Genomic DNA, 26,555 nt, shown 5'->3' with positions numbered 1-26,555 from the left:
GATCCGTTGTTCATTTAAAGGGCAGCTTGTTTTGCTGCTAGAAATGTGAAGATTTTAGAACGCTAAAAAGATGCCAGAGTAAAACCAGCATCTTTTTAGCTCTAGATTGAAGTTGTTCGATTAAAAGAATAAAGCGGGAGCAGCGATTTTAAATCACATTAGCCCTCGCTTTTTATAAACAGTAAAATTCTATGGATATGACAGAAGTTTTAACGGTTAAACCTGCGCTTTGCCAAGAAACCAAGGCCCATCAGAGCGATTCCCATTCCTAGAACGGCTGGCAGCAGAGAAACTTTATTCCCCGTTTCAGGAAGCAGGTCTTTCGCCTTGGCTTGAGAAATGATCTTAGCTGTTTTTGGAGAGTGTTGGTCTAAGGCAGGAGCTGGACTCATTGCTGCTGGTTCATTGCCTGGGTTTGGTTTTGCTGCCTGCGGTATATTTGGATAGGCTGCCGCGGGCTCTGTCCTATCGGCAGCCGGCTGCTGAGGAAGGCTTGGGTCAGGGTCGCTGTCTGTTTCAGCAATTGGCGGCTGAGGATCAGCAAGCACAGCTTTTTTAGCAGCCGCCGAAGTCCTGTAATGGAAGGTTGTATTTGGCAAAAATGTGACAGGTTTGCCCTTGTAGTAGAGGACCCAGTTGCCATCAGCATCTTTTTGAGAAGAGAAGTCCTGTTCATTAGAGGTTCCTCCTGTGCCGCCAAAGATGAGTTCAGCATACCATGACTGCTCTTCGCCGCCCTGTCCGTCAGCAATGCCGATTCCCATAGCGCTGCCAGAAGCAGAAAGAATACTGATAGCATGGCCAAATGACTGCAGTCCGTCATTTGGGTCGTTTAGGATGTTGAAATAATCAGCAAACCAGTTAAGGGCGAGGTAATAAGCGGTCGCTTGGTCTGATGCAATCGTCTGACCGGCAGCATTGGTTCGGCGCAGATTATTGTCCATGTGCCCGTTTTCTTCATACCAAGTCATGCCTTGAGGAAAGGCTAAGGCTGTATCGTGTTCCAGACCGTCAGATTCTGCCGCTTCTTCATTGGCCCGAGCCTGAGCAAAATCCTGCATCACCTGATTAACTGGAGGAACAGGAAAATCAATGCCGTTAATCTGCCGAAGTTCTGTTAAATATTGGTTGAGATACTTAGCAATTTCTGCAGTGTCGGGCTGATAAAGCTGGCTGGGGTCATCAACAGTAATATATTCATCCCTTGTGCCATTGTAAACAACGTCTGCTACCTGAGCAATTTTGCCGACGGATTCCAATTCATCATTAAAATTAACACTGTCATAAACGGCTCCTGCCTTTTCATCAGCACTGCTTTCTTGCTTGTCAGCAGCAGAGGTACTTGACGCTGTCTGAGCAGCAGACTGGGCAGGCTGAGCGCTTGCCTGTTGAGTTTGAGCAGGCGCTGTTTCTGTTGAGGCATCAGCAATGGTATTTGCTGTGTCTGCCTGCGGGCTGTCTGCAGTTGGAGCGGTCTGCTCTGCCGTGCTTGTTTGGGGAGCTTCAGCTGTATCTGCTGCCTGCGGCGCAGTTTCTTGAGAAGGAGAATTGACATTAGCGGGGTCAGCTGCCGCTATATCTGTCTGTTCGGCAGAAGTGCCGGCTGCCTGTGTCAGTGTGTCAGCTGCGGGAGACTGGGCTTCTGTCACCTGAGCGGTCTCTGGCGCTGCTTGTACCGCACTGTCATCGGCCTCTGCCGTTTGGGCAGCTCCTAAAGCAATAACAGCAGCTGTTAAAATAGTACCGCACAGTCCCAAAACCTTATTTTTACGTTTACTGAAAATTTTCTTTTGCATGAATCTACCTTTCTTTTAAATGATTTTGGACAGTCCTACAATCAAAAATTAGCTTATCATTAGTTTGATAAAATTTTAAAAAGATCCGATTGCAATTAGATTACAATTTTTTTATGAATTGCCAAAAAATGACCGTGAAAATCTTAAATATTCCCTTAATAGCAGTGCATATTTGAGATTTTTATAGTATAATTTTTCTTATGAAACGGAATTTTGAAACGGTTAAACGCCTAGTCATTAAAATTGGAACGAGTTCTCTTGTTCTGCCAAATGGCAAAATCAATCTTGAAAAAATTGATCAGCTGGCCTTCGTCATTGCCAGTCTTATGAATAAGGACAAGGAGGTTGTTCTGGTATCATCCGGTGCTGTGGGTTTTGGCTTAGATGTCCTGGGACTGGACAAGCGTCCGGCTGAAATAGCCCAGCAGCAGGCAGTGTCAAGTGTCGGTCAGGTGGCGATGATGAGCCTATACTCACAGATTTTTTCGCACTATCAGACCAAAGTCTCACAAATTCTGCTGACGCGTGATGTTATCGAGTATCCCGAAAGTCTTGCCAATGTTATCAATACCTTTGAGACTCTTTTGTCCATGGGAATTGTACCGATTGTCAATGAAAATGATACGACCAGTGTTGATGAAATGGATCATGCGACCAAGTTCGGCGACAATGACCGCCTGTCGGCTGTCGTTGCTAAAATTACTGAGGCAGACTTGCTGGTCATGCTGTCAGATATTGACGGTCTCTATGATAAGAATCCAACCATTTACGATGATGCTGTTTTGTACGAGCAGGTATCTGAGATTACCGAAAACATCCTGAAATCTGCGGGCGGTGCCGGCAGCAAATTTGGGACAGGCGGTATGATCAGCAAGATTCAAAGTGCCCAGATGGTCTTTGACAACAAGGGTCAGATGGTTCTCATGAACGGTGCCAACCCGCGTGATATTCTGCGTATGCTGGACGGTGCTAACCTGGGAACCTGGTTTATCCAAAAAGGAAACGAGGTGGAGTGATGAGCTATATTGATGAGTTAGGCCGGCAGGCTAAAAAAGCCAGCCTGAATCTGGCTAAGCTGGCAACAGCGGAAAAAAATCAAATACTGAGGCAGGCAGCTGCCAATCTGTTGGCACAGACTGATTATATTTTAGCTGAAAATGCGCGTGATCTTGCAAGTGCCAAGGAACATGGCATTTCTGAGATTATGGCAGACAGGCTGCGTTTGGACGCTGCACGTATTGAAGGAATCGCCGAGGGGGTCCGTCAGGTAGCTGACCTCCAGGATCCAATCGGTCAGGTTGTTCGCGGCTATACCAATCTGGACGGTCTTAAAATCGTTCAAAAACGCGTACCGCTGGGAGTCATTGCCATGATCTTTGAAAGTCGTCCCAACGTTTCGGTTGATGCGTTCAGTCTGGCTTTCAAAACCAGCAATGCGATCATTCTGCGGGGCGGCCGTGATGCGATTAATTCCAACAAGGCTCTCGTCAAGGTTCTTCGGGAAACGCTGTCTGATTTTGGAGCGGATGCCAATGCTGTACAGCTGGTTGAAGATACCAGCCATGCAGTAGCCGAAGAGCTGATGCAGGCCGTGGATTACGTTGATGTCTTGATTCCGCGCGGCAGTGGCCGTTTGATTCAGACGGTTAAGGAAAAATCCAAGGTGCCTTTCATTGAAACAGGCGTTGGCAATGTGCATATCTATGTTGATGAGTCTGCCGATCTGGATATGGCCGTTAAGATTGTTATCAATGCCAAGACCTCTCGTCCCAGCGTTTGCAATGCTGCCGAATCTCTCTTAGTGCATGAAAAAATAGCAGAGCAGTTTTTGCCGAAACTGGAGGCAGCTGCTCAGAAAGTTCATCCGATTGAATTTCGTGCAGATCCAACAGCGCTGGCTCTGCTTCAAAAGGCTGAGCCGGCAAGCCAGGAAGACTACAGCACCGAGTTTTTAGACTATATCCTGTCGGTTAAGACAGTGGCCAGTCTTGATGAAGCTATTAGCTGGATTAATACTTACAGCAGCCACCACTCAGAATCGATTATTACCCGAGATATTGCCTCGGCTGAGCATTTCCAAGACGAAGTTGATTCCGCTGCAGTCTATGTCAATGCCTCAACACGTTTTACCGATGGTTTTGTTTTTGGTCTGGGAGCAGAAATCGGAATTTCAACTCAGAAAATACATGCCCGCGGCCCGATGGGGCTGGAAGCCCTAACCAGCACTAAATTTTATATTAATGGACAGGGCCAAATCAGAGAATAAGGCTGCAAAGGATGCTTGCTGGACAGCAGGACAGTAAGCTTTTTGCACAGGGATCGGAATTTTTCCGATCTTTTTTGCGCTATCCATACCCTAAGTTTAAGCTAAGACCAAGAAAAAGACTGGGCATAAGCGGACATGCTTTTTAAGCCGCACAAAAGCGGAACTGGATTTCTTAGGCATGAAACAAATGAGCTTTCTCTTTTTGGTTTATTATGGAACAAAAGTGTGGTAAAATAAAACTTATGACTAATGATTTTCATCATATCACTGTGCTTTTGCATGAAGCCATTGACAGGCTTGATATTAAGCCCGACGGCATCTATGTTGATGCGACGCTTGGCGGTGCGGGACACAGTGAGTATTTGCTCTCAAAACTTGGCAAAAAGGGTCACCTCTACTGTTTTGATCAGGATCAAAAGGCTATTGACAATGCCCAAAAACGCCTGCAGCCCTATGTCCAAGCAGGGCAGGTTACTTTTATTAAGGATAACTTTCGCAATCTCAAGCAGCGTCTGGCTGAGGAAAATGTCTTTGAAATTGACGGTATTTGCTATGACTTAGGGGTATCGAGCCCCCAGCTGGACGAAGGGGAACGCGGTTTTTCCTATAAAAAAGATGCGCCGCTTGACATGCGAATGAACCAAGAGGCTGAGCTGACGGCTTTTGATGTTGTAAATACTTATGATTATCACGATTTAGTGCGCATTTTCTTTAAATACGGCGAGGATAAATTTTCAAAACAAATTGCGCGGAAGATTGAAAAAGCCAGACAAGAAAAGCCGATTACAACGACCGGAGAGCTGGCAGAGATTATCAAATCGGCTAAGCCGGCTAAGGAACTCAAGAAAAAGGGACATCCTGCCAAGCAGATTTTTCAGGCCATCAGAATTGAAGTCAACGATGAACTGGGAGCTGCTGAGGAGTCCTTATCTCAGGCTTTGGATTTGCTGGCAGTGAACGGACGGATATCCGTGATTACCTTTCATTCTTTGGAAGACCGTCTGGTGAAGCAGCTGTTTAAAGAAGCGACAGTCATTGATGTTCCCAAAGGCCTTCCCTTTATTCCCGATGATCTGCAGCCTAAATTTTCCTTGGTCAGCCGCAAACCGATTCTGCCGAGTCAGGTTGAGATTGATGCTAATAATCGTGCGCATTCAGCTAAATTGCGAGTCATTCAAAAAATTCGAAAATAGAGAAAAACCATGACAAATGAAAAACGCAGCGAAGCTATTTCGCAAGCCTTGCAAAAACGTATCAGAACCTTTACTAGATTGGAAAAGGCTTTTTATGGTGCCATCATTATTACGGCTATCACGCTGTCCATCAGCATTATTTACCTGCAAAGCCGAAGTTTGCAGATCCAGCAGGAAATCAGCCACTTAAACAGTCAGATTAATGACAAGGAAACAGAATACAACAATGCCAAGCAGGAAGTCAATGAACTGAGCCGCTATGATCGGATTTCCGATATTGCTCAAAAAGCGGGTATGACTGTTCAAAAAGATAATATTAAGAAGGTGGACTAGCCTATGAATAACTTTAAAAAGCGATTTTTAGACTATGTCATAGGTGATCGCAGGACACCTGAAAAAAACCGCGAACGTGTCGGACAAAATTTAATGATTTTGTCTGTCTTTGTCTTTTTCGTTTTCATTATTAATTTTATTATCATTATCGGAACAGACAGAAAGTTCGGTGTTAATTTATCCAAGGGAGCTTCCTCTGTTTATCAGACAGTGCAGAAAGTTCAGGCCAAGCGCGGAACGATTTATGACCGCAATGGCAATCCCATTGCCGAGGACTCAACAACCTACAATGTCTATGCTGTTATTGATAAATCCTATGTGTCCACTGCCGGAGAGAAACTTTATGTGCAGCCTTATCAGTACAATAAGGTCGCTGATATTCTCCATCAGCATCTGGGCATGGAGAAAAAATATGTTATTTCTCAGCTGGAGCAAAAAAAATTAACTCAGGTTTCTTTTGGGACCAAAGGGTCAAATATCACCTACAGCACGATGACAGCTGTGACCAAGGCGCTTGAGGATGCCAAAATTAAGGGAGTCGCTTTCACTACAAGTCCCGGCCGCATGTATCCAAACGGTACTTTTGCATCACAATTCATCGGTCTGGCCCAGGTTAAAGAAAATAAGGACGGCAGCAAGAGCCTGGTTGGTGCAACCGGCATGGAAGCTGCTCTGGATAAACTTTTGTCCGGGAAAGACGGACAAGTGACCTACGAAAAAGATAAAAACGGCAACACCTTGCTGGGGGCTGCGACAACGGTTAAAAAAGCGGTGGACGGAAAAGATGTCTATACGACCTTATCTGCTCCTATCCAGACCTATTTAGAAACGCAGATGGACACCTTCCAAAGCAAGGCTCAGGGTGTTCAGGCGAGTGCCACTCTTGTTAATGCAAAAACGGGAGAAATTTTAGCAACATCGCAGCGGCCAAGCTTTAATTCAGATACGAAAGAGGGATTGGATTCCAAGGAGTTCACCTGGCAAAATACTCTCTATCAGACCAACTATGAACCCGGTTCAACAATGAAGGTCATGCTGCTTGCGGCAGCTATTGACGAGGGTGTCTTCAATCCGAATGAAACCTACAATAATGCCAGCCTCTCTCTGGCCGATGCAACCATTAAAGACTGGTCTGTCAACGAAGGGATCTCTCAAGGGGGCTATATGACTTTTGCCCAAGGTTTTGCCTATTCAAGTAATGTCGGCATGACCTTGCTGGAGCAAAAGATGGGCAATGATAATTGGCTTAGCTACCTCAGTAAATACCGCTTTGGTCTGCCGACTCGTTTTGGTATGGGCAGTGAGGCCTCGGGACTGCTGCCGTCTGACAATGTGGTTACGATTGCCATGAGTGCTTTCGGACAGGGGATCGGAGTAACCCAGACACAGATGCTCAGAGCTTTTTCATCCGTGTCAAATGACGGTGTTATGCTCGAACCTCAATTCATCACAAAAATTTATGATCCTAAAACAGGAACCAGCCGTACAGCTAAAAAAGAAGTTGTCGGTAATCCTGTATCGGCAGATGCAGCCAAGCAAACTCGGCAGTATATGGTAACTGTCGGAACAGACCCCTATTATGGAACCCTCTATTCAGCCAGTCTGGGCGGGCCTGTCATCAAGGTCGGCAATCAGTCTGTCGCCGTTAAATCAGGGACTGCCCAGATTGCTTCTGAAGACGGGTCAGGCTATCTGACCGGCAGCACCGACTATATCTATTCGGTTGTAGCCATGGTGCCGTCTGACAATCCTGACTTTATTATGTATGTAACCCTGCAGCAGCCAAAAACCTTTAGTGTCGCCTTTTGGCAGGATGTGGTCAATCCTGTTTTGGAAGAAGCAACTTTGATGAAGGATACGCTGCTGTCGCCGGTTGAAACACCGGAAGATCAGCAGACCAAGTACCGTCTGCCGGATGTTATCGGAAAAAGTCCGGGCGATACGGCCGATGAACTTCGTCAGAATCTTGTTCATCCTATCGTGCTTGGAACGGGCAATAAAATCACCAAAACATCTGTATCTGAAGGCTCAAACCTGAAGGAAAACCAGCAGGTGCTAATGCTGACCAGTCACTTTGAAACCATGCCTGATATGTACGGCTGGACCAAGAAAAATGTCAAGAAATTTGAGGACTGGACCGGTATCAATGTGGTTTTTAAGGGGAAAAAATCCGGAAAAGTCATCAAACAAAGCATCAGTACTGGCAGCAAACTTAAAAACTTGAAAAAAATTAGAATAACTCTAGGAGACTAACATGTTAACCACTATGATCATTGCAGGAATGGCGTCTTTTATCTTGACCGTTCTTGCTATGCCCTCTTTCATCCGCTTTTATCAGCTGAAAAAAATTAATGGTCAGCAGATGCATGAGGATGTGAAACAGCATTTGGCTAAAGCAGGCACTCCGACGATGGGAGGAACTGTCTTTCTGGCAGTTGCTGTTTTGGTAACTTTCATATTTGCCTTTCTTGTTAATCTTGTGAATGGACCGGCTTTTGGTGCAACTTTGGCCATTTTGTTCATTATTTTAATCTATGGAACTGTTGGCTTTCTTGATGATTTTTTAAAGATTTTTAAGAAGATTAATGAAGGTTTGACGGCAGGACAGAAGATGGCTCTGCAGATTATCGGCGGTTTAGTTTTCTATTTTGTTCATGTTCGCCCAAGCGGAGCAGATTCTTTAAATGTCTTTGGTTTTCCTTTGCATCTGGGTATTTTTTACATTGCCTTTATTTTGTTTTGGATTGTCGGCTTTTCCAATGCTGTCAATCTGACAGATGGTATTGACGGCCTGGCTTCTATTTCGGTTGTTATCAGTCTGGCAGCTTATGGGGTTATCGCCTATCAGCAAAAGCAGTTTGATATTCTTCTCATTATTATCGTCATGATTGGTGCCCTGCTTGGATTCTTTGTTTACAATCATAAGCCGGCCAAGGTTTTCATGGGAGATGTCGGAAGCCTTGCTCTGGGAGCAATGCTGGCTGCCATTTCCATAGCTCTGCGGCAGGAATGGACCTTGCTGCTTATTGGGATTGTCTATGTTTTTGAAACAGCTTCAGTCATGCTGCAGGTTGCTTACTTTAAATACACAAAGAAAAAGTATGGCGAAGGCCGCCGAATTTTCCGTATGACCCCCTTTCATCATCATCTGGAATTAGGAGGTCTGAGTCTGACCAAAGCAGGTGCTAAATGGAGCGAGTGGAAGGTTGATGCTTTTCTTTGGGCTCTGGGCATCTGCGGAAGCCTGTTGACGCTGGCTCTGCTGTATTTATAAGAAGATAAGGGTGCGGTATTTGCCGCATTTTTTAATGGATAAGGCAGGAGGCTTCTTTCCTGTCTTATTTTCTGCTATAATAATTGAAAATGCTCTTTAGGATATACGGTTTATAAGAGCACTATGAGGTACCTATGACATTTACAGATTTTGCATTTAAAGACTATATCAATCAGGCTCTTGCAGCCCTGCATTTTGAAGAGCCGACAGAGGTGCAGGAGCGCCTGATTCCTCTTGTTTTATCCGGACAGGATTTGGTTGGGGAATCAAAGACAGGTTCAGGGAAAACACATACTTTTTTGTTGCCTGTTTTTCAAACATTGGAAGAAGACCTAGAAGCAGTTCAGGCTGTGATTACAGCCCCCAGCCGTGAATTGGCCAGACAGATTTATGAGGCTGCTAAGCAAATTGCGGCTTTTTCAGACAAGGAAATCCGCCTTGCTTATTATGTTGGCGGAACGGATAAGCTGCGTCAGATTGAAAAATTAAAAGCCGGTCAGCCGCAAATTGTTATCGGCACGCCGGGGCGTATTTATGACCTCGTTCATTCGGGCTATCTTGATATTCACAAGGCACGGACATTTGTTGTTGACGAGGCGGATATGACGCTTGATATGGGCTTTTTGAATACAGTGGACAAGATTGCTGCCACCCTGCCCAAAGACGTTCAGATACTGGTCTTTTCGGCAACTATTCCGCAAAAGCTGCAGCCTTTCTTGAAAAAATATCTGAGCAATCCCATCATGGAAAAAATCCAAAATCATACGGTTATTGCAGATACCATCAGCAACTGGCTGATCTCGACCAAGGGCCGCGATAAAAACAGCCAAATTTTGGAAATTGCTCAGCTGTTGAATCCTTACTTGGCCATTATTTTTGTCAATACCAAGGAGCGGGCAGATGAACTGCATGCCTATCTGACGGCTAACGGCCTGAAGGTTGCTAAGATTCACGGGGGAATCCCATCGCGGGAACGTAAGCGTGTGATGAATCAGGTGAAAAAGCTGCAGTTTGAATACATTGTAGCAACAGACCTTGCTGCGCGGGGAATTGACATCGAAGGGGTCAGTCATGTGATCAATGACTCCATTCCGCAGGATCTGTCCTTCTTTGTGCACCGTGTAGGACGTACCGGCCGCATGGGGCTTTCCGGGACAGCCATCACTCTTTATCAGCCCAGTGATGATTCAGATATCAGAGAACTTGAAAAAATGGGTATTGCCTTTACACCGAAAATGGTGAAAAATGGCAGTATTGAAGATACTTATGACCGTGACCGCCGCATCAACCGTGAGAAGACTTATCAAAAATTAGATACTGAAATGATTGGTCTGGTGAAGAAGAAAAAGAAAAAAATCAAGCCGGGCTACAAAAAGAAAATTCAGTGGAAGGTGGACGAAAAACGGCGTAAAGCCCGCCGTTCAGAAGCTCGTGCTAAGGGACGTGCAGAGCGCAAGGCCAAAAGACAAAACTTTTAACAAGTAACAGTCTGCTGTCAGTAATCTGACATGATTTAAGAAGAAAGGAAGGCTGGGACAAATGTGTTCCAGCCTTAAATGTTGCATTGAGCAAAGAGCAGTTCAATTGTTTGAAAGAGAAGCGGACGGGTGCTATTATTAAAGTCTCCTCAGGTATTTTGATCTAGGACGATTGCTTTAACAGCAGTGATAGGGAAAGATTATCACTGTGATAGAAAAAAACTATTATACAGAGCTTGTTTATCGTGATAGACTGAGATATAGTGAACATAAGCTGCAGATTTATTTGGGGAGAGAACGATATGAAAATAAAAAAATTACTGGCTGCTTCTATTTTGCTTGCTGTAACGACGCTGGCTTTAGTGTCACCGGTCAGGGCAGCCGCAAAGGAAACAGTGACAGTGGCTACTGATTCAGATACTGCACCTTTTACCTATAAAAAAGATAAACAATTTGATGGTTACGATATTGCCTTAGTGAAGGCTATTTTTAAGGGCTCAAAACAGTATAAGGCTAAGTTTGAAACTGTGGCTTTTTCCTCCATTTTAACGGGGATAGATGCCGGTCGCTATCAGATGTCGGCCAATAATTTTAACTACAGCGACGAAAGAGCAGAAAAATACCTCTTTTCAGATCCTGTCTCAAAATCTAATTACGCCATTGCCAGTAAAAAGGGCAAGTTTAACACTTTAGACAGTATGTCTGGCAAATCGGTAGAAGTCTATGCCGGTTCTAACTATGCTGCCATTCTTGAAAATTGGAACAAGCGCCATTCAGATGAGACAGCTATTGACATTCATTATGTAGCCAACAGTGTGACCTTGACCCAGCGTCTCCAAAATGTCGAAGCAGGAAAGATTGACTTCCTTCTTTACGATGCCATTTCGCTGAAAACAGTCATCAAGGATCAAGGCATGAAGCTGAAGGTTGCTAATGTTCAGGGGAAAGTCGGCGGAGCCAAGGACGGTCTGGAATACCTTCTTTTTGCCAAGGACAAGACAGGACAAAAACTTCAGAAGTTTGTTAATAGACGCATCAAAGTCCTTCAAAAAGACGGCACTTTGAAAAAACTGAGCCAGAAATACTTTGGCGGCGATTATGTTTCTTCGCTTGATTGATTTAACTGAACACGGCTACGACACTGTGCAAAAAGAGAAAGACTTCCTAGATGCTAGGCATCTTCGTCAGCTTTCCTATTTTGTTTTGTGTCGCTTACGCCTTTGCGACACTATGTTTGGTTAGTCGATCTTACTAGCCAAACGAAGTTAGCGGGAGAGGCAGGGAGTGGGATCAACCCAAAAATTGAAAATTTTGGTTCGTATTCCCACCTCCGCACAGTTGGCTAGGTTTTCCGCTTTGGCCTTGTGGCAAAAGGAAAGCCAGCCAACCACTGCGTCAAGAGCTTATTCCAAAACAGAAATATTGGATGAGATTTTGCCCAGCCTCGTTTGTTATCAAGTGCAGAGCACTTAGATAACAAACCTCTACCGTATCTTGTTAATCGAACACGGGCTAAAAGCGTCGAGAAAAAGATAGCCTGCCTTATGCGCGAAACGCATGGCGTTAGGCTCCTATTTTCTTCTCGCTTTCTTCACGCCCTTTGTATCTTAACTAAAGGAGAACTATGTTTTATTTACTTTTAGCGGCAGGCTGGTATGACAAACTTGTCAGCAGCCTGCCCAATGGGAAACTCTTTAGCTGGCGGGCGGTATTTGACGCGATTCCTTCTATTTTGGAGAAACTGCCGACAACGCTGATTCTAACCTTAGGCGGTTCTGTCTTTGGCTTGATTTTGGCTCTTCTTTTTGCTGTTGTCAAAATTAATCGGGTCAAAATTCTCTATCCGATTCAGGCTTTCTTTGTCTCTTTCCTGCGGGGGACACCCATCTTGGTTCAGCTCATGCTGACCTACTATGGGATTCCTTTGCTGCTGAAGGCTCTCAATCAAAAGCTGGGAACTGATTTTAATATTAATGCTATCCCGGCTTCTGTTTTTGCCATTACAGCCTTTGCCTTTAATGAGGCTGCCTATACCAGCGAGACTATCCGAGCAGCTATCCAGTCGGTCAATTCAGGAGAAATCGAGGCTGCCAGGAGCCTGGGAATGACGACTCTTCAGGTTTACCGCCGGGTTATTATTCCTAATGCTGCAGTTGTTGCGACCCCGACCCTGATTAATACCTTAATCGGTTTGACCAAGGGAACATCTCTTGCCTTCAATGCCGGTATTGTCGAAATGTTTGCTCAGGCTCAGATTCTCGGCGGCAGCGATTACCGTTATTTTGAACGTTTCATTTCTGTAGCCATTATCTATTGGGGGGTCAGCATTCTAATTGAGCAGGCCGGACGTTTGATTGAACAGAAAATGGAGATTTCCTCTCCTAGTAACCTCGTTAAGGATCAGGCAGTGGAAGGAGGTGTCCGCTAATGATTCGCATTTCCAATTTGACCAAGGAATTTTCCGGACAAAAAGTCTTAGACGGTCTCAATCTTGATATTGAAAAGGGAGAAGTTGTCGCCCTTGTCGGTGCATCCGGTGCGGGAAAATCGACTTTCCTGCGCAGCATGAATTATTTGGAACAGCCTGATTCAGGCAGGATTGAAATTGATGATTTCAAGGTCAATTTCGATACCATTACCAAAGAAGAAATTCTGACGCTGCGCCGCAAATTAGCTATGGTTTTCCAGCAGTTTAACCTTTTTGAACGCCGGACGGCGCTGGACAATGTCAAGGAAGGCCTTAAAATCGTTAAGAAATTATCCGATGAAGAAGCGACCAAGATTGCCAAGGAAGAACTGGCCAAGGTTGGCCTATCTGACCGTGAAAACCATTATCCCCGTCACCTTTCGGGAGGTCAGAAACAGCGTGTGGCTCTGGCACGGGCTCTTGCCATGAAGCCGGATGTTCTTTTGCTGGATGAACCTACATCAGCACTTGATCCCGAGCTTGTCGGCGAGGTTGAAAAATCAATTGCGGATGCGGCTAAGTCAGGTCAGACCATGGTTTTGGTCAGTCATGATATGAGTTTCGTCCGCCAGGTAGCTGACAAGGTCCTTTTCCTTGAGAAGGGGCATATTCTGGAAGAAGGGACACCGGATCAGCTCTTCAATCATCCAAAAGAAGAACGGACCAAAGAGTTTTTTGCCAGTTACAAAAAAACCTTTATTTGATATAATAAGAATACTTTGGACTTGGAGTATTTTTATTTAGGGTGGTAATATGCTAGCAGAGATTTTTAATTTATATGTACAAGGACTGCTTTTGTCTGCTTTAACAGTTGTTTTAGCCAGTGCCGGATGGATTCTTTACCGTGCTGTCAGAAAAAAAGATAAGACATCCAAAGAGCGCCTGACGATTCTCTATGAGGCCCTGCTGATGGATTTAGTAACGATTCCCATCTTGTCTTTTGCTTTCATGGCTATCATTTTGATGATTAAAGCATAACATTGGCAAATTTTGACAATTTGATTTAGAATATAAGAACAAAAAAGCAAGAAAGGGAAGCTATGTACGATACAATTATTATCGGCTCGGGTCCTGCAGGCATGACAGCGGCTCTTTATGCTGCCAGAAGCAATCTTAAGGTTGCTGTCTTAGAGCAGGGAGCACCGGGCGGCCAAATGAACAATACGTCTGATATTGAAAATTATCCCGGCTACGAAATGATTTCCGGACCGGAATTATCAATGAAGATGCACGAACCGCTTGAAAAGTTTGGGGTTGAAAATCTCTACGGCATTGTTACTGCAGTTGAAGACCACGGAGAGGTCAAAAAAGTACTGACCGAAGATGCCAGCTACCAAACAAGAACGGTTATCGTTGCTACCGGTGCCAAGCACCGTCCTCTTGAAGTGGAAGGAGAGGAAACCTACAACAGCCGAGGTGTTTCTTACTGTGCGGTCTGTGACGGTGCTTTTTTCCGCGGACAGGATCTACTGATTGTCGGCGGCGGTGATTCAGCTGTTGAAGAAGCTCTCTTCTTAACCAGATTTGCCAATAAGGTGACGATTGTTCACCGCCGTGATGAGCTGCGAGCTCAAAAAGTGTTGCAAGAGCGTGCTTTTGCCAATGACAAGGTCGAATTTATTTGGGATTCGGTTGTCAAAGAAATCAAAGGCAATGATGTCAAGGTTACCAGCGTTGATATTGAAAATGTCAAGACCGGTCAGGTGACCAACCATGCATTTGGCGGTGTCTTTATCTATGTAGGACTTGATCCGGTTTCAAGCATGGTGGAGGGTCTGTCTATCACCGATGAAGCCGGCTGGATTCCAACGGATGACCACATGAATACCAAGGTCTCAGGCATTTTTGCTGTCGGCGATGTCCGTCAAAAAGACCTGCGTCAGATTACGACAGCTGTCGGAGATGGTGCGGTAGCAGCTCAGGAAGCCTATCAGTATATTGTCAATCATTTTTAAAAAGAAGAAAGCCAGTTTCCAATTCTGACCTTCATTTGCTTAGAGTCTGGAGCTGGTTTTTTATATGCTGAAAGAAGCAGACTTTTTTGTGATTATTATCACTTTAGCTTATCGGCTAGCGATTTTGTGATATAATAGTAGCAATAAACATAATTAAATACGGGCTAAAAGTATCGAGAAAAAGATAGCCTGCCTGATGCGCAAGCGCATGGCGTTAGGATTCTATTTTCTTCTCGCTTTCTTTACGCCCTTTGCGACACTTTGTTTGGTTAGTCGATTTTACTAACCAAACAAACCTCTACCGTATCTTACTAATTGAACACGAGCTAAAATCCTAGTAAAAAAGATAAACGTCCTTGTGTCTTAACGACACGGCGTCCGTTTCCTATTTTTATACGGATTTCTTAACGCTCTTTGTATCTTAAATAAAGGAGAGTATGTATGTACAAGGATGACAGTTTAACCTTACATACAGATTTGTATCAAATCAATATGATGCAGGTCTATTTTGACCGAGGTATCCACAATAAAAATGCTGTGTTTGAAATTTATTTCCGCAAGGAACCCTTCGCAAACGGTTATGCCGTTTTTGCAGGTTTGGAGCGGATGATTGTCTATTTACAGGGATTAAGTTTTTCGGAAACTGATTTGGCCTACTTGGAAGAGCTCAACTATCCAGAAGATTTCCTCACTTATCTTAGAAATTTTAAACTGGACTTAAGTGTCAAATCTGCTCAGGAAGGTGACTTAGTTTTTGCCAATGAACCCATTGTTCAGATTGAAGGCCCGCTTGCTCAGTGCCAGCTGGTCGAAACGGCTCTTTTAAATATTGTCAATTTTCAAACCTTGATTGCTACAAAAGCGGCCCGTATCCGCTCAGTTATTGAGGATGAACCGCTTTTAGAGTTTGGTACTCGGCGTGCACAGGAATTGGACGCGGCCATTTGGGGAACACGGGCTGCCGTTATCGGCGGTGCCAATGCAACCAGCAACGTCCGCGCAGGCAAGCTCTTTGGCATTCCCGTCTCCGGAACTCATGCGCATGCTCTCGTCCAGGCCTACGGCAACGATTATGATGCCTTTATGGCTTATGCCGGGACTCATAAGGACTGTGTGTTTTTGGTAGATACCTATGATACGCTTCGTCTGGGCGTACCTGCCGCTATTCGGGTGGCCAATGAATTAGGCGATAAGATTAACTTTTTAGGTGTGCGGATTGACTCAGGAGACATGGCCTATTTGTCTAAGAAGGTGCGAAAACAGCTGGATGAAGCCGGTTATCCTGATGCTAAGATTTATGCTTCCAATGATCTTGATGAAAATACCATTCTCAACCTCAAAATGCAAAAAGCTAAAATTGACGTCTGGGGAGTAGGAACTAAACTAATCACAGCCTATGATCAGCCGGCCTTGGGAGCTGTTTACAAGATTGTCTCTATTGAAGATGACAAGGGAGTCATGCAGGACACCATCAAACTCTCCAACAATGCTGAGAAGGTGTCAACGCCAGGCAAAAAACAAGTTTGGCGCATCACCAGCCGCGCTAAGGGAAAATCAGAAGGCGATTATATCACTTTTACTGATATTGATGTCAATGATTTAGAAGAGCTGGATATGTTCCACCCAACCTATACTTACATCAATAAAAAAGTGAAGGATTTTGATGCAGTGCCGCTGCTGGTTGATATTTTTGACCGCGGCCGCCTCGTTTATAATCAGCCAAGTCTGCAGGAGATTCAAGAATATGCCCGCAAGGAATTTGATAAATTGTGGGATGAATATAAGCGTGTCCTCAATCCTCAGGATTATCCGGTTGACCTTGCGCGTGATGTTTGGGAAAACAAGATGAACCTTATTGATCGTATCCGCAAAGAAGCCTATGAGAAAGGTGAAGTTCAATGAGTTTACAGGAGAAAATAATTGCTCAATTAGGTGTAAAGCCCAGTATTAATGCCAAGGAAGAAATCCGCAAATCAGTTGACTTTCTAAAAGACTACCTGAAAAAACATCGGTTTTTGAAAACCTATGTTTTAGGAATTTCCGGCGGTCAGGATTCCAGTTTGGCCGGCCGTCTGGCGCAGATTGCCATAGAAGAGCTGCGGCAGGAAACTGGGAATCAAGACTATCAGTTTATCGCACTTCGCCTGCCTTACGGCACACAGGCTGACGAAGCCGATGCCCAGCGTGCTTTGACCTTTATCCAGCCGGATGTCAGCTTGACAGTGAATATTAAGGCAGCCGTTGACGGTCAGGTGGCAGCTCTTAAAGAAGCAGGAGTATCTGTTTCTGATTTTAACAAGGGCAATATTAAGGCTCGTCAGCGCATGATTACTCAGTATGCTGTTGCCGGTGAAAACAGCGGAGCTGTTATTGGTACGGACCATGCCGCTGAAAACATTACCGGCTTCTTTACGAAGTTTGGCGACGGCGGTGCGGACATCCTGCCGCTTTACCGTCTGAATAAGCGCCAGGGAAAACAGCTTTTAGCCGAACTGGGAGCAGATAAGGCTCTGTATGAAAAGGTTCCGACTGCAGACCTTGAAGAAAATAAACCAGGAATTGCCGATGAGGTGGCCTTGGGAGTGACTTACAATGATATAGATGACTATCTGGAAGGCAAAGAAATTTCTGCTGAAGCTCAGGAAAAAATCGAAAATTGGTGGCACAAGACTGAGCATAAACGCCATCTGCCCATTTCTATTTTTGATGATTTTTGGCGCTAAAATTAAAAAGCAGAACTAACGGAAAATGCAGTACAAGAAGCAGGTCTTTTTAGGTGTCACCATCAGCTGCTAGGAGACTAAAAGGCAGCATAAAACAGCAGGACTTTAATGCTGAGATGATAGGAAAGGGAGATTAGATGTCAGAATTAACAACAACTTTTACAGATAAATTATTTGACCAGTACGAAGCCAAGGCTAAATTTCGAGCAGTTGAAAATGCCGTTACTCACAATGGCCTGCTGAAGTCGCTGGAAACACGTCAGAGCGAAATAGACAACGACCATGTTTTTTCCATCGATCTGACCAAGGACGAAGTCGCCAATCAAAAAGCTTCAGGCCGCTGCTGGATGTTTGCGGCTCTCAATACTTTTCGCCATAAGATGATTGCCGATTTTAAACTAGAAAATTTTGAACTGTCTCAGGCTCACACCTTCTTTTGGGACAAATACGAAAAAGCTAATTGGTTTTTCGAGCAAATCATTGCCACAGCAGATCAAGATCTCAGCAGCCGCAAGGTGAGATTCTTGCTTGATGTTCCGCAGCAAGATGGGGGCCAGTGGGATATGGTGGTTGCTCTGTTTGAAAAATACGGTGTGGTTCCTAAAGCTGCCTACCCAGAATCCATTTCATCAAGCAACAGCCGGGAACTCAACCAATACCTCAATAAATTGCTCCGCCAAGATGCTCAACTTTTGCGTGAGCTGATTGCAGGAGGTGCAGACAGTAGAGCCGTTCAAAGCAAGAAAGAAGAACTTTTGCAGGATGTTTTCAATTTTCTTGCCATGAACCTCGGCTTGCCGCCGCGCACCTTTGATTTTGCTTACCGTGATAAGGACAATCATTATCAGTCTGAAAAGAATATGACACCGCAGGCCTTTTATCAAAAGTATGTCGGTATCAAACTTTCCGATTATGTTTCTATTATCAATGCTCCGACAGCTGATAAGCCTTATGGCAAGTCCTACACTGTCGAAATGCTGGGAAATGTTGTAGGCAGCCCTGCTGTTCGCTATCTCAATCTTGATATGGAACGTTTCAAGGAACTGGCTATTGCTCAAATGCAGGCGGGAGAAACAGTCTGGTTTGGTTCTGATGTCGGACAGGTGTCTGACCGGCAAAAGGGTATCCTTGCAACAAATACCTACGACTTTAAGGCTGCTATGGATATTGATTTAACACAGGATAAAGCCGGCCGCCTTGACTACAGCGAAAGTTTGATGACCCATGCCATGGTCTTGACAGGGGTTGATTTGGATGACAATGGCAAAGCGGTTAAATGGAAGGTTGAAAATTCCTGGGGAGACAAGGTTGGCCAAAAAGGCTACTTTGTTGCCTCAGATGCTTGGATGGATGAGTATACGTATCAGATTGTTGTCTGCAAAGAGTTTCTTACGGCTGAAGAATTGACTGCCTATGAAGCTGAACCAGTAGTCCTTGCACCTTGGGATCCAATGGGTGCCTTGGCTAGGTAAAATCTGAACTCAATCAGGCAGTGATCCTTGGCAAAGCGGCAGTTTTCAACTCTTTTATTGCAGTTAAGCGAATCTGTTCTTAGACGGCCGCTCAGTTTTAGTGATTGTATGGCTGCTGTCTTGAAAAATAAAGCATAAAAAAGATACCTGAAAGCAAATTTTTCAGGTATCTTTTTTATTAATTATTTATTCAGAGCCTGTCTCTGCAGCAGAGGTTGCTTCACTGTTTGCAGAAGAAGCTTCACTGCTTTGAGGTGCCTGAGTTGCCGGCTGCTCTGGTTGTTCTTGACTGGTATTTTGATCATCATCTTGGTTGTCTGTCTCCTCCTCATCACTGTCAGCATCATCAGCTGCAGATGATCCTGAAGTTACGGGAGCAGCACCGTATCTGCTGTTCGAACCAGAAGAACCATTTAAGTAAAGATAGCCGCCGCTGCGGTAGAGGCCGTCAGGCATTACCCAGTCGGAGCTGCCTGAGCTGGACAGATAAGACATCATCGCCCGATAAACTTGAGTTGCTATTTTAAGACTTTCTCCGTAAACAGGTTTCAGCCGGTCTTTGTAGCCGGTCCAAACTGCCATCGAATACTGCGTTGTATAGCCGACAAAGTTTTCATCGGGAGCAATAGTACCCAGTCCGTATGGATTGATGCCATACTTTTCAGCCATTTCAGTTAGTTCATGGTCATCGTAGTTGGATGTTCCGGTTTTACCTGCTTGGTAGAGGCCGGGAATGGCTGCCTCAGTACCTGTACCGTAGGTCAGTACAGTTTTGAGCATGTCTGTCATCATATAGGCAGTTGTTTCTTTCATCGCCCGGCTGCCTTTAGCATCATAGGTTTCTGATGTACCGTCGCTAAATTCTATTTTGTTGACATATTGAGGCTGGTAGTAGGTTCCGCCGTTGGCAAAGGCAGCAAAGGCTGCAGCCATTTTTTCACTGCTGGCTCCGTACTTCTGGTCAGCACTGCTTGTATTACTTGAGATGGCGTTTGAATAGCGCATTTCCGGATAGTCAATACCAAGACCGTTTAAGAAGCCTTTAGCAGTGTCTAATCCGGCAGCATCGAGAGCTCTTACAGCCGGAACGTTACGGGATTGCTGGATAGCGGTTTGGATGGTCATCCAGCCGTTGTAGCGGCGATCCCAGTCATAGACCTGAGTAGTGGTTCCCGGATAGTAGTAGACGGAGTCATTGAGCATTTGTGCCGTTGTGGTAAAGACTTCACTCTCCAAGGCTGGACCGTAAGCGGAGATCGGTTTCATAGTTGATCCCCAGTCGCGGTCTGTCAGGACAGCTTGGTTGGTACCAAAGGAAACTTTTGTATCCTGATTGCGTCCGCCGAGCTGAGCGATAACTTTACCAGTAGTAACATCCATAACAGTTGAAGCAACTTGGAAATCAGCATCCGGATAAGCAACATATTGATCGGTATTGTAAATATTCCAAAGGTACTGCTGAGCCTCGGCGTTGACATTTGTATAGACTTTCATGCCGGCTGAGAAAATATCCTGACCGGTACGCTTCTTGACTTCAGCAATGACTTGCTTCAGATAGTTATCCATGTATTTCGGATAGCTGGACGTGCGCTTGAGTTCCTGCAGACCATCTGAAATTGGTGTAGCGACCGCCGTGTCATATTCAGACTTAGTAATCTTTTTATGCTTATACATTTGAGACAAAACAGTGTTTCGTCGGTTTGTTGCTGCTTTTGCCTGAGCATAAGGGTCATACTGAGTCGGTGCCTGCGGAATTCCGGCCAAGGTTGCCAGCTGAGCAATAGAGAGCTCTTTAAGGTCTTTGCCATAGTAGGATTTGGCAGCCGTACGCATTCCGTAGTTGCCATTTCCCATGTAAACCTTGTTGATATAGAAAGTTAAAATTTCTTCTTTGGTATATTTTCTTTCCATTTGCAGCGACAGCCAAACTTCCTGCGATTTACGCTTTAACGTTTGGTCCGATGCTTTGGTGGAGAAATACGCCAGTTTGATCAGCTGCTGGTCAAGTGTTGACCCCCCTTGAGTGGATTTACTGACCAAGTTATTCCAAGCTGCACCAATAATCCGATAGATATCAACCCCGCGATGTTTGAAAAAGCGGTGATCCTCAATAGAGGTTACAGCATTGACCAAATTGATAGGAATATTGTCAGAAGAAATACTCTCACGTTTTTCAGCTCCCAAATCGGCAATCAATTTATTGCTGCTGTCATAGACCAAACTGGAATTGGTTGCCTTGAGCTTGGTCTCAGAGAGTTTGGGGGTGCTGCTGACGTAGTAGGTAAAGAGGAGCCCCCCGATAATAATAGCTAAAATAACGGCGCTTAGAATAATGCCAAGTCCATATTTTAAAACTTTTAATCCAAAACGCTTATCGAATTTCACGTTTTTAAAACTGGATTTATTAAATTTGAGATTTTTTAATTTGGATTTGTCAAATTTCAATTTATTTTTAATTTTAATCACCGCCTAAAATATTTTTTTCAAGAACGTCTAAATAAGGAACTTGAGGAAATGCTGACTCGTTGACCTGATAGCCGTTTTTTTTGATATAATCAAGTGGCATAGACTTCCCGCCCTTATCAATCTGATAAAAGCGAATCAGGTAGGAAGCAGGAAGCAAATAGGTTTCTCTAAGTGTTGAAAAATGCAGTAAGACAAAACAGATACCCTGTTGGTCTAAAACTTGTGACATATGCTTAATCTGATGAGCATGAAAATTTTTCATGGGTATCGATGTTTTATGTCTCGTTTCTTTCGCCTCGAAATCGATGTAATATCCCTTATAAACTCCTGAATAATCTGTCGTTGAGGCCTGTCTGAAATAGGCTTCGACAATTTTAGCGCGACTCCTCTTAGGATAATCCACCCTTACAATTTGAACAGGTGTCGGCTTCTTGTGGATAACAGCAATCTGCTGGGACAGATAATATTCATTTGTCGCATTGATCGCTGCTTCAAAGGACATACCTCGATTGGCAAAATCAGTTGTTTTAGCCGTTTGGTCAGGTCTGCTTTGTTTACGAATTAAATGATGCGGATAGTTGACCATAGTTCTCCTAACTCTGCAATAAAGTAAAACATAACATAAAGCATATCCTATTATATCATAAATTTAAAAAGGAAAACAGTCTATGACCGCAATTCTTATTACTGGTTACAAAAGTTTTGAATTAGGAATTTTTAAAGATAAGGATCCTAAAATACCAATTATCAAAAAAGCCATCAAACGCGACCTCCTTCGCTTTTTGGATGAGGGAGCAGACTGGTTTATTTTTCTGGGAAATCTGGGCTTTGAATACTGGGCGCTGGAAGTGGCTTTAGAGCTCCAAGAAACATATGACGTTCAGCTGGCAACCATTTTCCTTTTTGAAAATCATGGACAGAACTGGAATGAAGGCAATCAGGAAAAACTGGCGAAATTTAAACAGACAGATTTTGTTAAATATGTCTATGATAGCTATCAAAATCCCAGCCAACTCAAGCAGTACAATCAATTTTTGCTGAACAATACAGACGGTGCTTATTTATTTTATGACGAAGATAAAGAAACGAATCTCAAATATTTGTATCAAATGATCAAGGCCAAAGATACTTATCCGCTGAAATGTCTTACTTTTGAAGAATTAAATGATATCGTGCAGGATTTAGATTAGAATTTGTACATAAAAGACTTGATTTTTAAATTAATTTTCTGTATGATTATGAATGATAGTGTAGGCCAGTTCTACACATAATGATATGTTTGGAGAGATGAACGAATGGCAAGTATTATGTACACCCCTAAAGATATTTTTGAACAAGAATTCAAATCGAGCATGAGAGGCTATGACAAAAAAGAAGTTGATGAATTTCTTGATGACATCATCAAGGATTATGAGACTTACATGTCAACGATTGAAGAGCTCCGTCAGGAAAATGCTCGTTTGAAGGAAGAAGTCAAGCAGGCTAAAAAACGTCAGGAGACCGTTCATCCGTCAGCGGCATCGGCTTCTGCTGTAGGTTCCAGCCATGTGGCGACAACTGCAACAAATTTTGATATTTTGAAGCGTATCAGCCGGCTTGAAAAGGAAGTTTTCGGCAAGCAAATTACCGAATAAAAAGGGAGAACTGTGCAATTTTTGGATAATCGCGTGGTAATTTTATCATGAGGAAAGTCCATGCTAGCACTGGCTGTGATGCCGGTAGTGTTTGTGCTAGGCGAACAAATAAGCCTAGGGATGTGTTTTGCACATTACGGCGGATAAAATCACTAAGTCTTCGGATAGGTGAGAGTCATCCTGAAAGTGCCACAGTGACGTAGTTTTTGCGGAAACGTAAAAAGTGGAACGCGGTAAACCCCTCAAGCTAGCAACCCAAACTTTGGTAGGGGCATGGAAGAGCCGGAAGCAGAACGGTCTTTTCTGACTGCATAGCAGTAGACAGATGATTATCGAAGAAGGTGAGACCTAGTCACCTTTGGAACAAAACATGGCTTATAGAAAATTGCATAATAGGTGAGCTAGCGATTTGCTAGCTTTTATTGTCATTTAGTGAGGAATTATGAAAAAATCTTTTGATTTAATAGCAACAGCGGCAGCAGGAATTGAAGCAGTTGTCGGCAAGGAATTAAGGCAGCTGGGAATTGACTGTCAGGTGGAAAACGGCAGAGTTCTTTTCAAAGGAGACATCGAAACAATCGCTACAGCAAACCTGTGGCTGCGCTCGGCAGACCGTATTAAGATTTTGGTTGGAGAGTTTCCGGCCAAAACCTTCGAAGAGCTTTTTCAGGGGGTCTATGCTCTTGACTGGGAAAGCTATCTGCCTTTAGGCTGCCGCTTTCCTGTGGCTAAGGCTAAGTCTGTTAAATCCAAACTGCACAATGAGCCCAGCGTTCAAAGCATCACGAAAAAGGCAGTTGTCAAAAAACTGCAGAAGCATTTTCACAGGCCTGAAAACATCCCCCTGCTTGAAAACGGACCTGAATTTAAGATAGAAGTGTCCATTTTAAAAGACAAGGCCAGACTGATGATTGATACGACAGGCTCCAGCCTTTTTAAACGCGGCTACCGTGCGGAAAAAGGCGGCGCTCCCATTAAAGAAAATATGGCTGCCGCTATTCTTTTGCTGAGCAACTGGTTTCCGGATAAACCTTTTGTTGACCCGACCTGCGGTTCGGGAACGTTCTGTATTGAAGCTGCTATGATTGGCATGAACATGGCACCGGGCCGTAACCGTGATTTTGCTTTTGAAAAGTGGCCTTGGGTGGATAAGGACTTGGTTGATAAGGTGCGCAAGGAAGCAGATGAGCAGGCTGATTACGAGGCAGAGCTCGATATTTCAGGATTTGATATTGACGGCCGGATGATTGAAATCGCTCAGAAAAATGTCAGAGAAGCCGGACTCGAAGATGTAGTCAAATTGAAACAAATGCGCCTGCAAGACTTTAAAACCGATAAAATCAACGGTGTTATTGTCTCCAATCCTCCTTACGGGGAGAGATTGCTTGATGACAAAGCAGTTGACATTTTGTATAATGAAATGGGTAAAACTTTTGCTCCTTTAAAAACGTGGAGTCAATTTATTTTAACCAGCGATGAGAATTTTGAAGAAAAATTCAGACGAAAAGCAGATAAAAAACGTAAACTTTACAATGGAACCTTAAGGGTTGATTTGTATCAGTTCTACGGTCAGCGTGTCAAGCGTATGCTAAAATAGAAAGGCGGAAACATTGCGTGTCCAAGGAAGAAAATAACTCAGTAGAGAACACGGAAAATGCAGAAAAACTTGATTTTCAAGATGCCAAAGACATGACAGTCGAAGAGGCTGTACGCAAGGATTCTGAAATCAAGGCTGGCGTAAGAGAAGAAGATGGTGTGCTTGATCGCTATATTAAGCAGCACCGTGATGAAGTCGCTTCACAAAAATTTGATACGAAGAGTGATGATTTTCAGAACATTGATACCAGTGCACTGGATAATTTCATCAAGCAGCAGCGTCAGGAATTGGCTGACACCGGTTTAATTGATCCTATAGAAGAGGAATCTGCTGAGCAAGAGCCGGAAGCTTCAAGAGCTGCATCCGCATCGACTGAGGAGACTCACTCTGAGCATGAATTGGAAGATACCATTGTTGCTCCGGCTGTCAATCCTGATCAGGAAGTCTGGCATAAGGCTGAATTTGATGACGTGCCTCTGACAGATACGCAGGAACAAGCAGTTCCTGCAGAAGCAGCAGAAGAAGAGACTACTGAACCAGCTGCCTCTACTTACAGCAGAAGCAATGCAGCTTCTGATGATTTCTTTGCTGATTTTGATGAAGATGAAGATGATCATGAAGAAAAGCCGTTTTATAAACGTAAGCGGGTTATTATTCCTTCTCTTATTGTTCTTTGTTTGTTGGCGGGTGGTACGGCCTATGGTGTTTACAATTTGAGCAATCCTTCACCTAAAACCAGCAAGACAGCAAAGACATCAACATCGGCAAAGAAGAAGACAGATTTTGCCGAAGTCTCAGAAGAGTTTGAAAAATCTTACTCAGCCTTCTTTGCAGATGCTAAGCGTGTCAAGCTGAAAAACAGCCAGTTTGCGAACATGCCTAAGCTGGAAAAAACCTTAAAAAAACTTAAGGGCAGCAAGTACTATGATGAAGCTAAGAAAAAATATGACAGCCTGAAACGGCAGTTCTCTGCCATTAATGCGGTCAACGGGAAATTTAAATCCAATGCTATTGTTGATGGCGCAAAGAAAGCGGCAACTGTAAAAGATGACGCTAATTTTGATGATATTTCAGAAAACACATTAAACACGGGCAATGCTACCTTGGATGCGCTGTTGAAGTCAGTCATTGCTGACGGCCGTAAACAGCTGGACGCTAAGAAAAAGGCGAGCAATGCGGCGGCCTCTTCGTCTAATACGAACAGCAACGCCGCATCAAATTCGGGCAGCAGTGGGCAAAATGCTCAGAACTCGGGCTCTGATTCAGCCGGTTCAGCTGCTGCTGATAACTCTTCTAATTCGGCTGGAAATAGCGCATCGAGTGCACCGGCACAGGCCGCTCCAAACAGCGGTTCTTCCAACGCCGCAGCTTCTGCTCCGTCAGGTGCATCTGGTCACGGCATTTCTAATTATGATGTATCCACGCTTCAGCGGGATCGCAGCCGGGTTCCTTATGATCAGTCTAAGATTGCAGACAGCAGCAATCCGGCATGGACCTTCAATGCAGGTGTTCTGGAAAAGATTGTTGCGATTTCGCAGCAGCGCGGCTATATCACAGGTAATAACTACATTCTTGAAAAAGTCAATATTATCAATGGCAATGGCTATTATAATATGTTTAAGCCGGATGGAACCTATCTTTTCTCTATCAACTGTAAGACAGGTTACTTTGTCGGCAATGCTTCCGGAAATTCGGATAAATTAGACTATTAAAAAAAGCGAGTATCCATTTTGCTGCAATCAGCTGCAGCATTTGGCAAACTCGCTTTTTAAATTGGGCAGATTTTTCGGACTGCTGCTAAGAGAAGAAATCTGCTGTTGAGTTTGCAGCAATAAAAAAGCAAGATCTTAAATCTTGCTGTTCCGCTAGCTCGGGCTCTTCGTTTTCAGCAGCGGATAAAG

The 26,555-nt window shown here is 44.1% G+C and carries 22 protein-coding genes and 1 other RNA gene; 20 read left to right on the top strand and 3 right to left on the bottom strand.

From position 1 onward, the window contains the following. Positions 1–209: 209 nt before the first annotated feature. A complete protein-coding gene (locus BMI76_RS00245) occupies positions 210–1,796 on the bottom strand; it encodes an LPXTG cell wall anchor domain-containing protein (RefSeq protein ID WP_075345638.1) in 1,587 nt (528 codons plus the stop codon). Positions 1,797–1,996: 200 nt separating this feature from the next. Between BMI76_RS00245 and proB the strand changes: the two genes are divergently transcribed. The 15 genes from proB to pepC all read left to right on the top strand — a co-directional run bounded on the left by proB (position 1,997) and on the right by pepC (position 18,957). Continuing rightward, positions 1,997–2,812 (top strand): glutamate 5-kinase, encoded by an 816-nt coding sequence (proB, locus tag BMI76_RS00240; RefSeq protein ID WP_075345637.1) that lies wholly within the window; start codon positions 1,997–1,999, stop codon positions 2,810–2,812. Continuing rightward, complete coding sequence (locus BMI76_RS00235) at positions 2,812–4,062, top strand: glutamate-5-semialdehyde dehydrogenase (RefSeq protein ID WP_075345636.1); 1,251 nt, start codon at positions 2,812–2,814, stop codon at positions 4,060–4,062. The genes proB and BMI76_RS00235 overlap by 1 nt, the downstream gene beginning before the upstream one ends. 242 nt (positions 4,063–4,304) lie before the next feature. Continuing rightward, the gene (gene rsmH / locus BMI76_RS00230) at positions 4,305–5,255 is read left to right on the top strand and encodes a 16S rRNA (cytosine(1402)-N(4))-methyltransferase RsmH (RefSeq protein ID WP_142355016.1); all 951 of its coding nucleotides are present in this window, start codon (positions 4,305–4,307) and stop codon (positions 5,253–5,255) included. Between the two features lie 9 nt (positions 5,256–5,264). Next, positions 5,265–5,588 (top strand): cell division protein FtsL, encoded by a 324-nt coding sequence (ftsL, locus tag BMI76_RS10580; protein ID WP_142355015.1) that lies wholly within the window; start codon positions 5,265–5,267, stop codon positions 5,586–5,588. 3 nt (positions 5,589–5,591) lie between these two features. Continuing rightward, positions 5,592–7,841 carry a penicillin-binding protein PBP2X gene (pbp2X, locus tag BMI76_RS00225; protein WP_075345635.1) on the top strand — a complete coding sequence of 750 codons (2,250 nt, stop codon included), beginning with the start codon at positions 5,592–5,594 and terminating at the stop codon, positions 7,839–7,841. A gap of 1 nt (position 7,842) precedes the next feature. Then, positions 7,843–8,862, top strand: coding sequence for a phospho-N-acetylmuramoyl-pentapeptide-transferase (gene mraY, locus BMI76_RS00220; RefSeq protein WP_075345634.1), 1,020 nt, complete (start codon positions 7,843–7,845; stop codon positions 8,860–8,862). 134 nt (positions 8,863–8,996) lie between these two features. After that, positions 8,997–10,340 carry a DEAD/DEAH box helicase gene (locus tag BMI76_RS00215; protein ID WP_075345633.1) on the top strand — a complete coding sequence of 448 codons (1,344 nt, stop codon included), beginning with the start codon at positions 8,997–8,999 and terminating at the stop codon, positions 10,338–10,340. Between the two features lie 302 nt (positions 10,341–10,642). Continuing rightward, positions 10,643–11,458 carry a transporter substrate-binding domain-containing protein gene (locus tag BMI76_RS00210; RefSeq protein ID WP_075345632.1) on the top strand — a complete coding sequence of 272 codons (816 nt, stop codon included), beginning with the start codon at positions 10,643–10,645 and terminating at the stop codon, positions 11,456–11,458. Positions 11,459–11,964: 506 nt separating this feature from the next. Beyond that, positions 11,965–12,768, top strand: a complete 804-nt coding sequence (locus BMI76_RS00200) for an amino acid ABC transporter permease (RefSeq protein WP_075345630.1) — start codon at positions 11,965–11,967, stop codon at positions 12,766–12,768. Further along, positions 12,768–13,511, top strand: a complete 744-nt coding sequence (locus tag BMI76_RS00195; protein WP_075345629.1) for an amino acid ABC transporter ATP-binding protein — start codon at positions 12,768–12,770, stop codon at positions 13,509–13,511. Before BMI76_RS00200 ends, BMI76_RS00195 begins: the two co-directional genes overlap by 1 nt. Positions 13,512–13,560: 49 nt before the next feature. Continuing rightward, positions 13,561–13,785: a DUF4059 family protein gene (locus tag BMI76_RS00190; RefSeq protein WP_075345628.1), complete on the top strand. Its 225-nt coding sequence runs from the start codon at positions 13,561–13,563 to the stop codon at positions 13,783–13,785. 62 nt (positions 13,786–13,847) lie between these two features. Continuing rightward, entirely contained in the window at positions 13,848–14,762 is a 915-nt protein-coding gene (gene trxB / locus BMI76_RS00185; protein WP_075345627.1) for a thioredoxin-disulfide reductase, read from the top strand. A gap of 441 nt (positions 14,763–15,203) precedes the next feature. Beyond that, entirely contained in the window at positions 15,204–16,664 is a 1,461-nt protein-coding gene (locus tag BMI76_RS00180) for a nicotinate phosphoribosyltransferase (RefSeq protein WP_075345626.1), read from the top strand. Further along, entirely contained in the window at positions 16,661–17,485 is an 825-nt protein-coding gene (nadE, locus tag BMI76_RS00175) for an ammonia-dependent NAD(+) synthetase (protein WP_075345625.1), read from the top strand. Before BMI76_RS00180 ends, nadE begins: the two co-directional genes overlap by 4 nt. A gap of 137 nt (positions 17,486–17,622) precedes the next feature. Then, positions 17,623–18,957, top strand: coding sequence for an aminopeptidase C (pepC, locus tag BMI76_RS00170; RefSeq protein ID WP_075345624.1), 1,335 nt, complete (start codon positions 17,623–17,625; stop codon positions 18,955–18,957). A gap of 186 nt (positions 18,958–19,143) precedes the next feature. Here the strand turns inward: pepC and pbp1a are convergent, their stop codons facing one another. Further along, positions 19,144–21,423: a penicillin-binding protein PBP1A gene (gene pbp1a / locus BMI76_RS00165; protein WP_075345623.1), complete on the bottom strand. Its 2,280-nt coding sequence runs from the start codon at positions 21,421–21,423 to the stop codon at positions 19,144–19,146. Further along, positions 21,416–22,009 (bottom strand): Holliday junction resolvase RecU, encoded by a 594-nt coding sequence (gene recU / locus BMI76_RS00160; RefSeq protein WP_075345622.1) that lies wholly within the window; start codon positions 22,007–22,009, stop codon positions 21,416–21,418. The genes pbp1a and recU overlap by 8 nt, the downstream gene beginning before the upstream one ends. An 82-nt stretch (positions 22,010–22,091) precedes the next feature. Here recU and BMI76_RS00155 point away from each other — a divergent pair, with 82 nt between their 5' ends. The 5 genes from BMI76_RS00155 (at position 22,092) to BMI76_RS00135 (ending at position 26,366) form a co-directional block, all read left to right on the top strand. Then, positions 22,092–22,613: a DUF1273 domain-containing protein gene (locus BMI76_RS00155; RefSeq protein ID WP_075345621.1), complete on the top strand. Its 522-nt coding sequence runs from the start codon at positions 22,092–22,094 to the stop codon at positions 22,611–22,613. Between the two features lie 105 nt (positions 22,614–22,718). Continuing rightward, a complete protein-coding gene (gene gpsB, locus BMI76_RS00150) occupies positions 22,719–23,057 on the top strand; it encodes a cell division regulator GpsB (protein ID WP_027974888.1) in 339 nt (112 codons plus the stop codon). Positions 23,058–23,074: 17 nt separating this feature from the next. Next, an RNA gene (gene rnpB, locus BMI76_RS00145) (RNase P RNA component class B) lies at positions 23,075–23,440 on the top strand. Between the two features lie 59 nt (positions 23,441–23,499). Continuing rightward, positions 23,500–24,654, top strand: coding sequence for a class I SAM-dependent RNA methyltransferase (locus BMI76_RS00140; RefSeq protein WP_075345620.1), 1,155 nt, complete (start codon positions 23,500–23,502; stop codon positions 24,652–24,654). A 17-nt stretch (positions 24,655–24,671) separates the two neighbouring features. Next, a complete protein-coding gene (locus BMI76_RS00135; RefSeq protein ID WP_075345619.1) occupies positions 24,672–26,366 on the top strand; it encodes a cell division site-positioning protein MapZ family protein in 1,695 nt (564 codons plus the stop codon). Positions 26,367–26,555 lie beyond the last annotated feature (189 nt).

The sequence above is a fragment of the Streptococcus sp. 'caviae' genome, from assembly GCF_001937065.1.
In the GTDB taxonomy this organism is placed as follows: Bacteria; Bacillota; Bacilli; order Lactobacillales; family Streptococcaceae; genus Streptococcus.
Note: the sequence above shows the minus strand (reverse complement) of the source record. Positions and strands in the feature narration are given on the sequence as shown.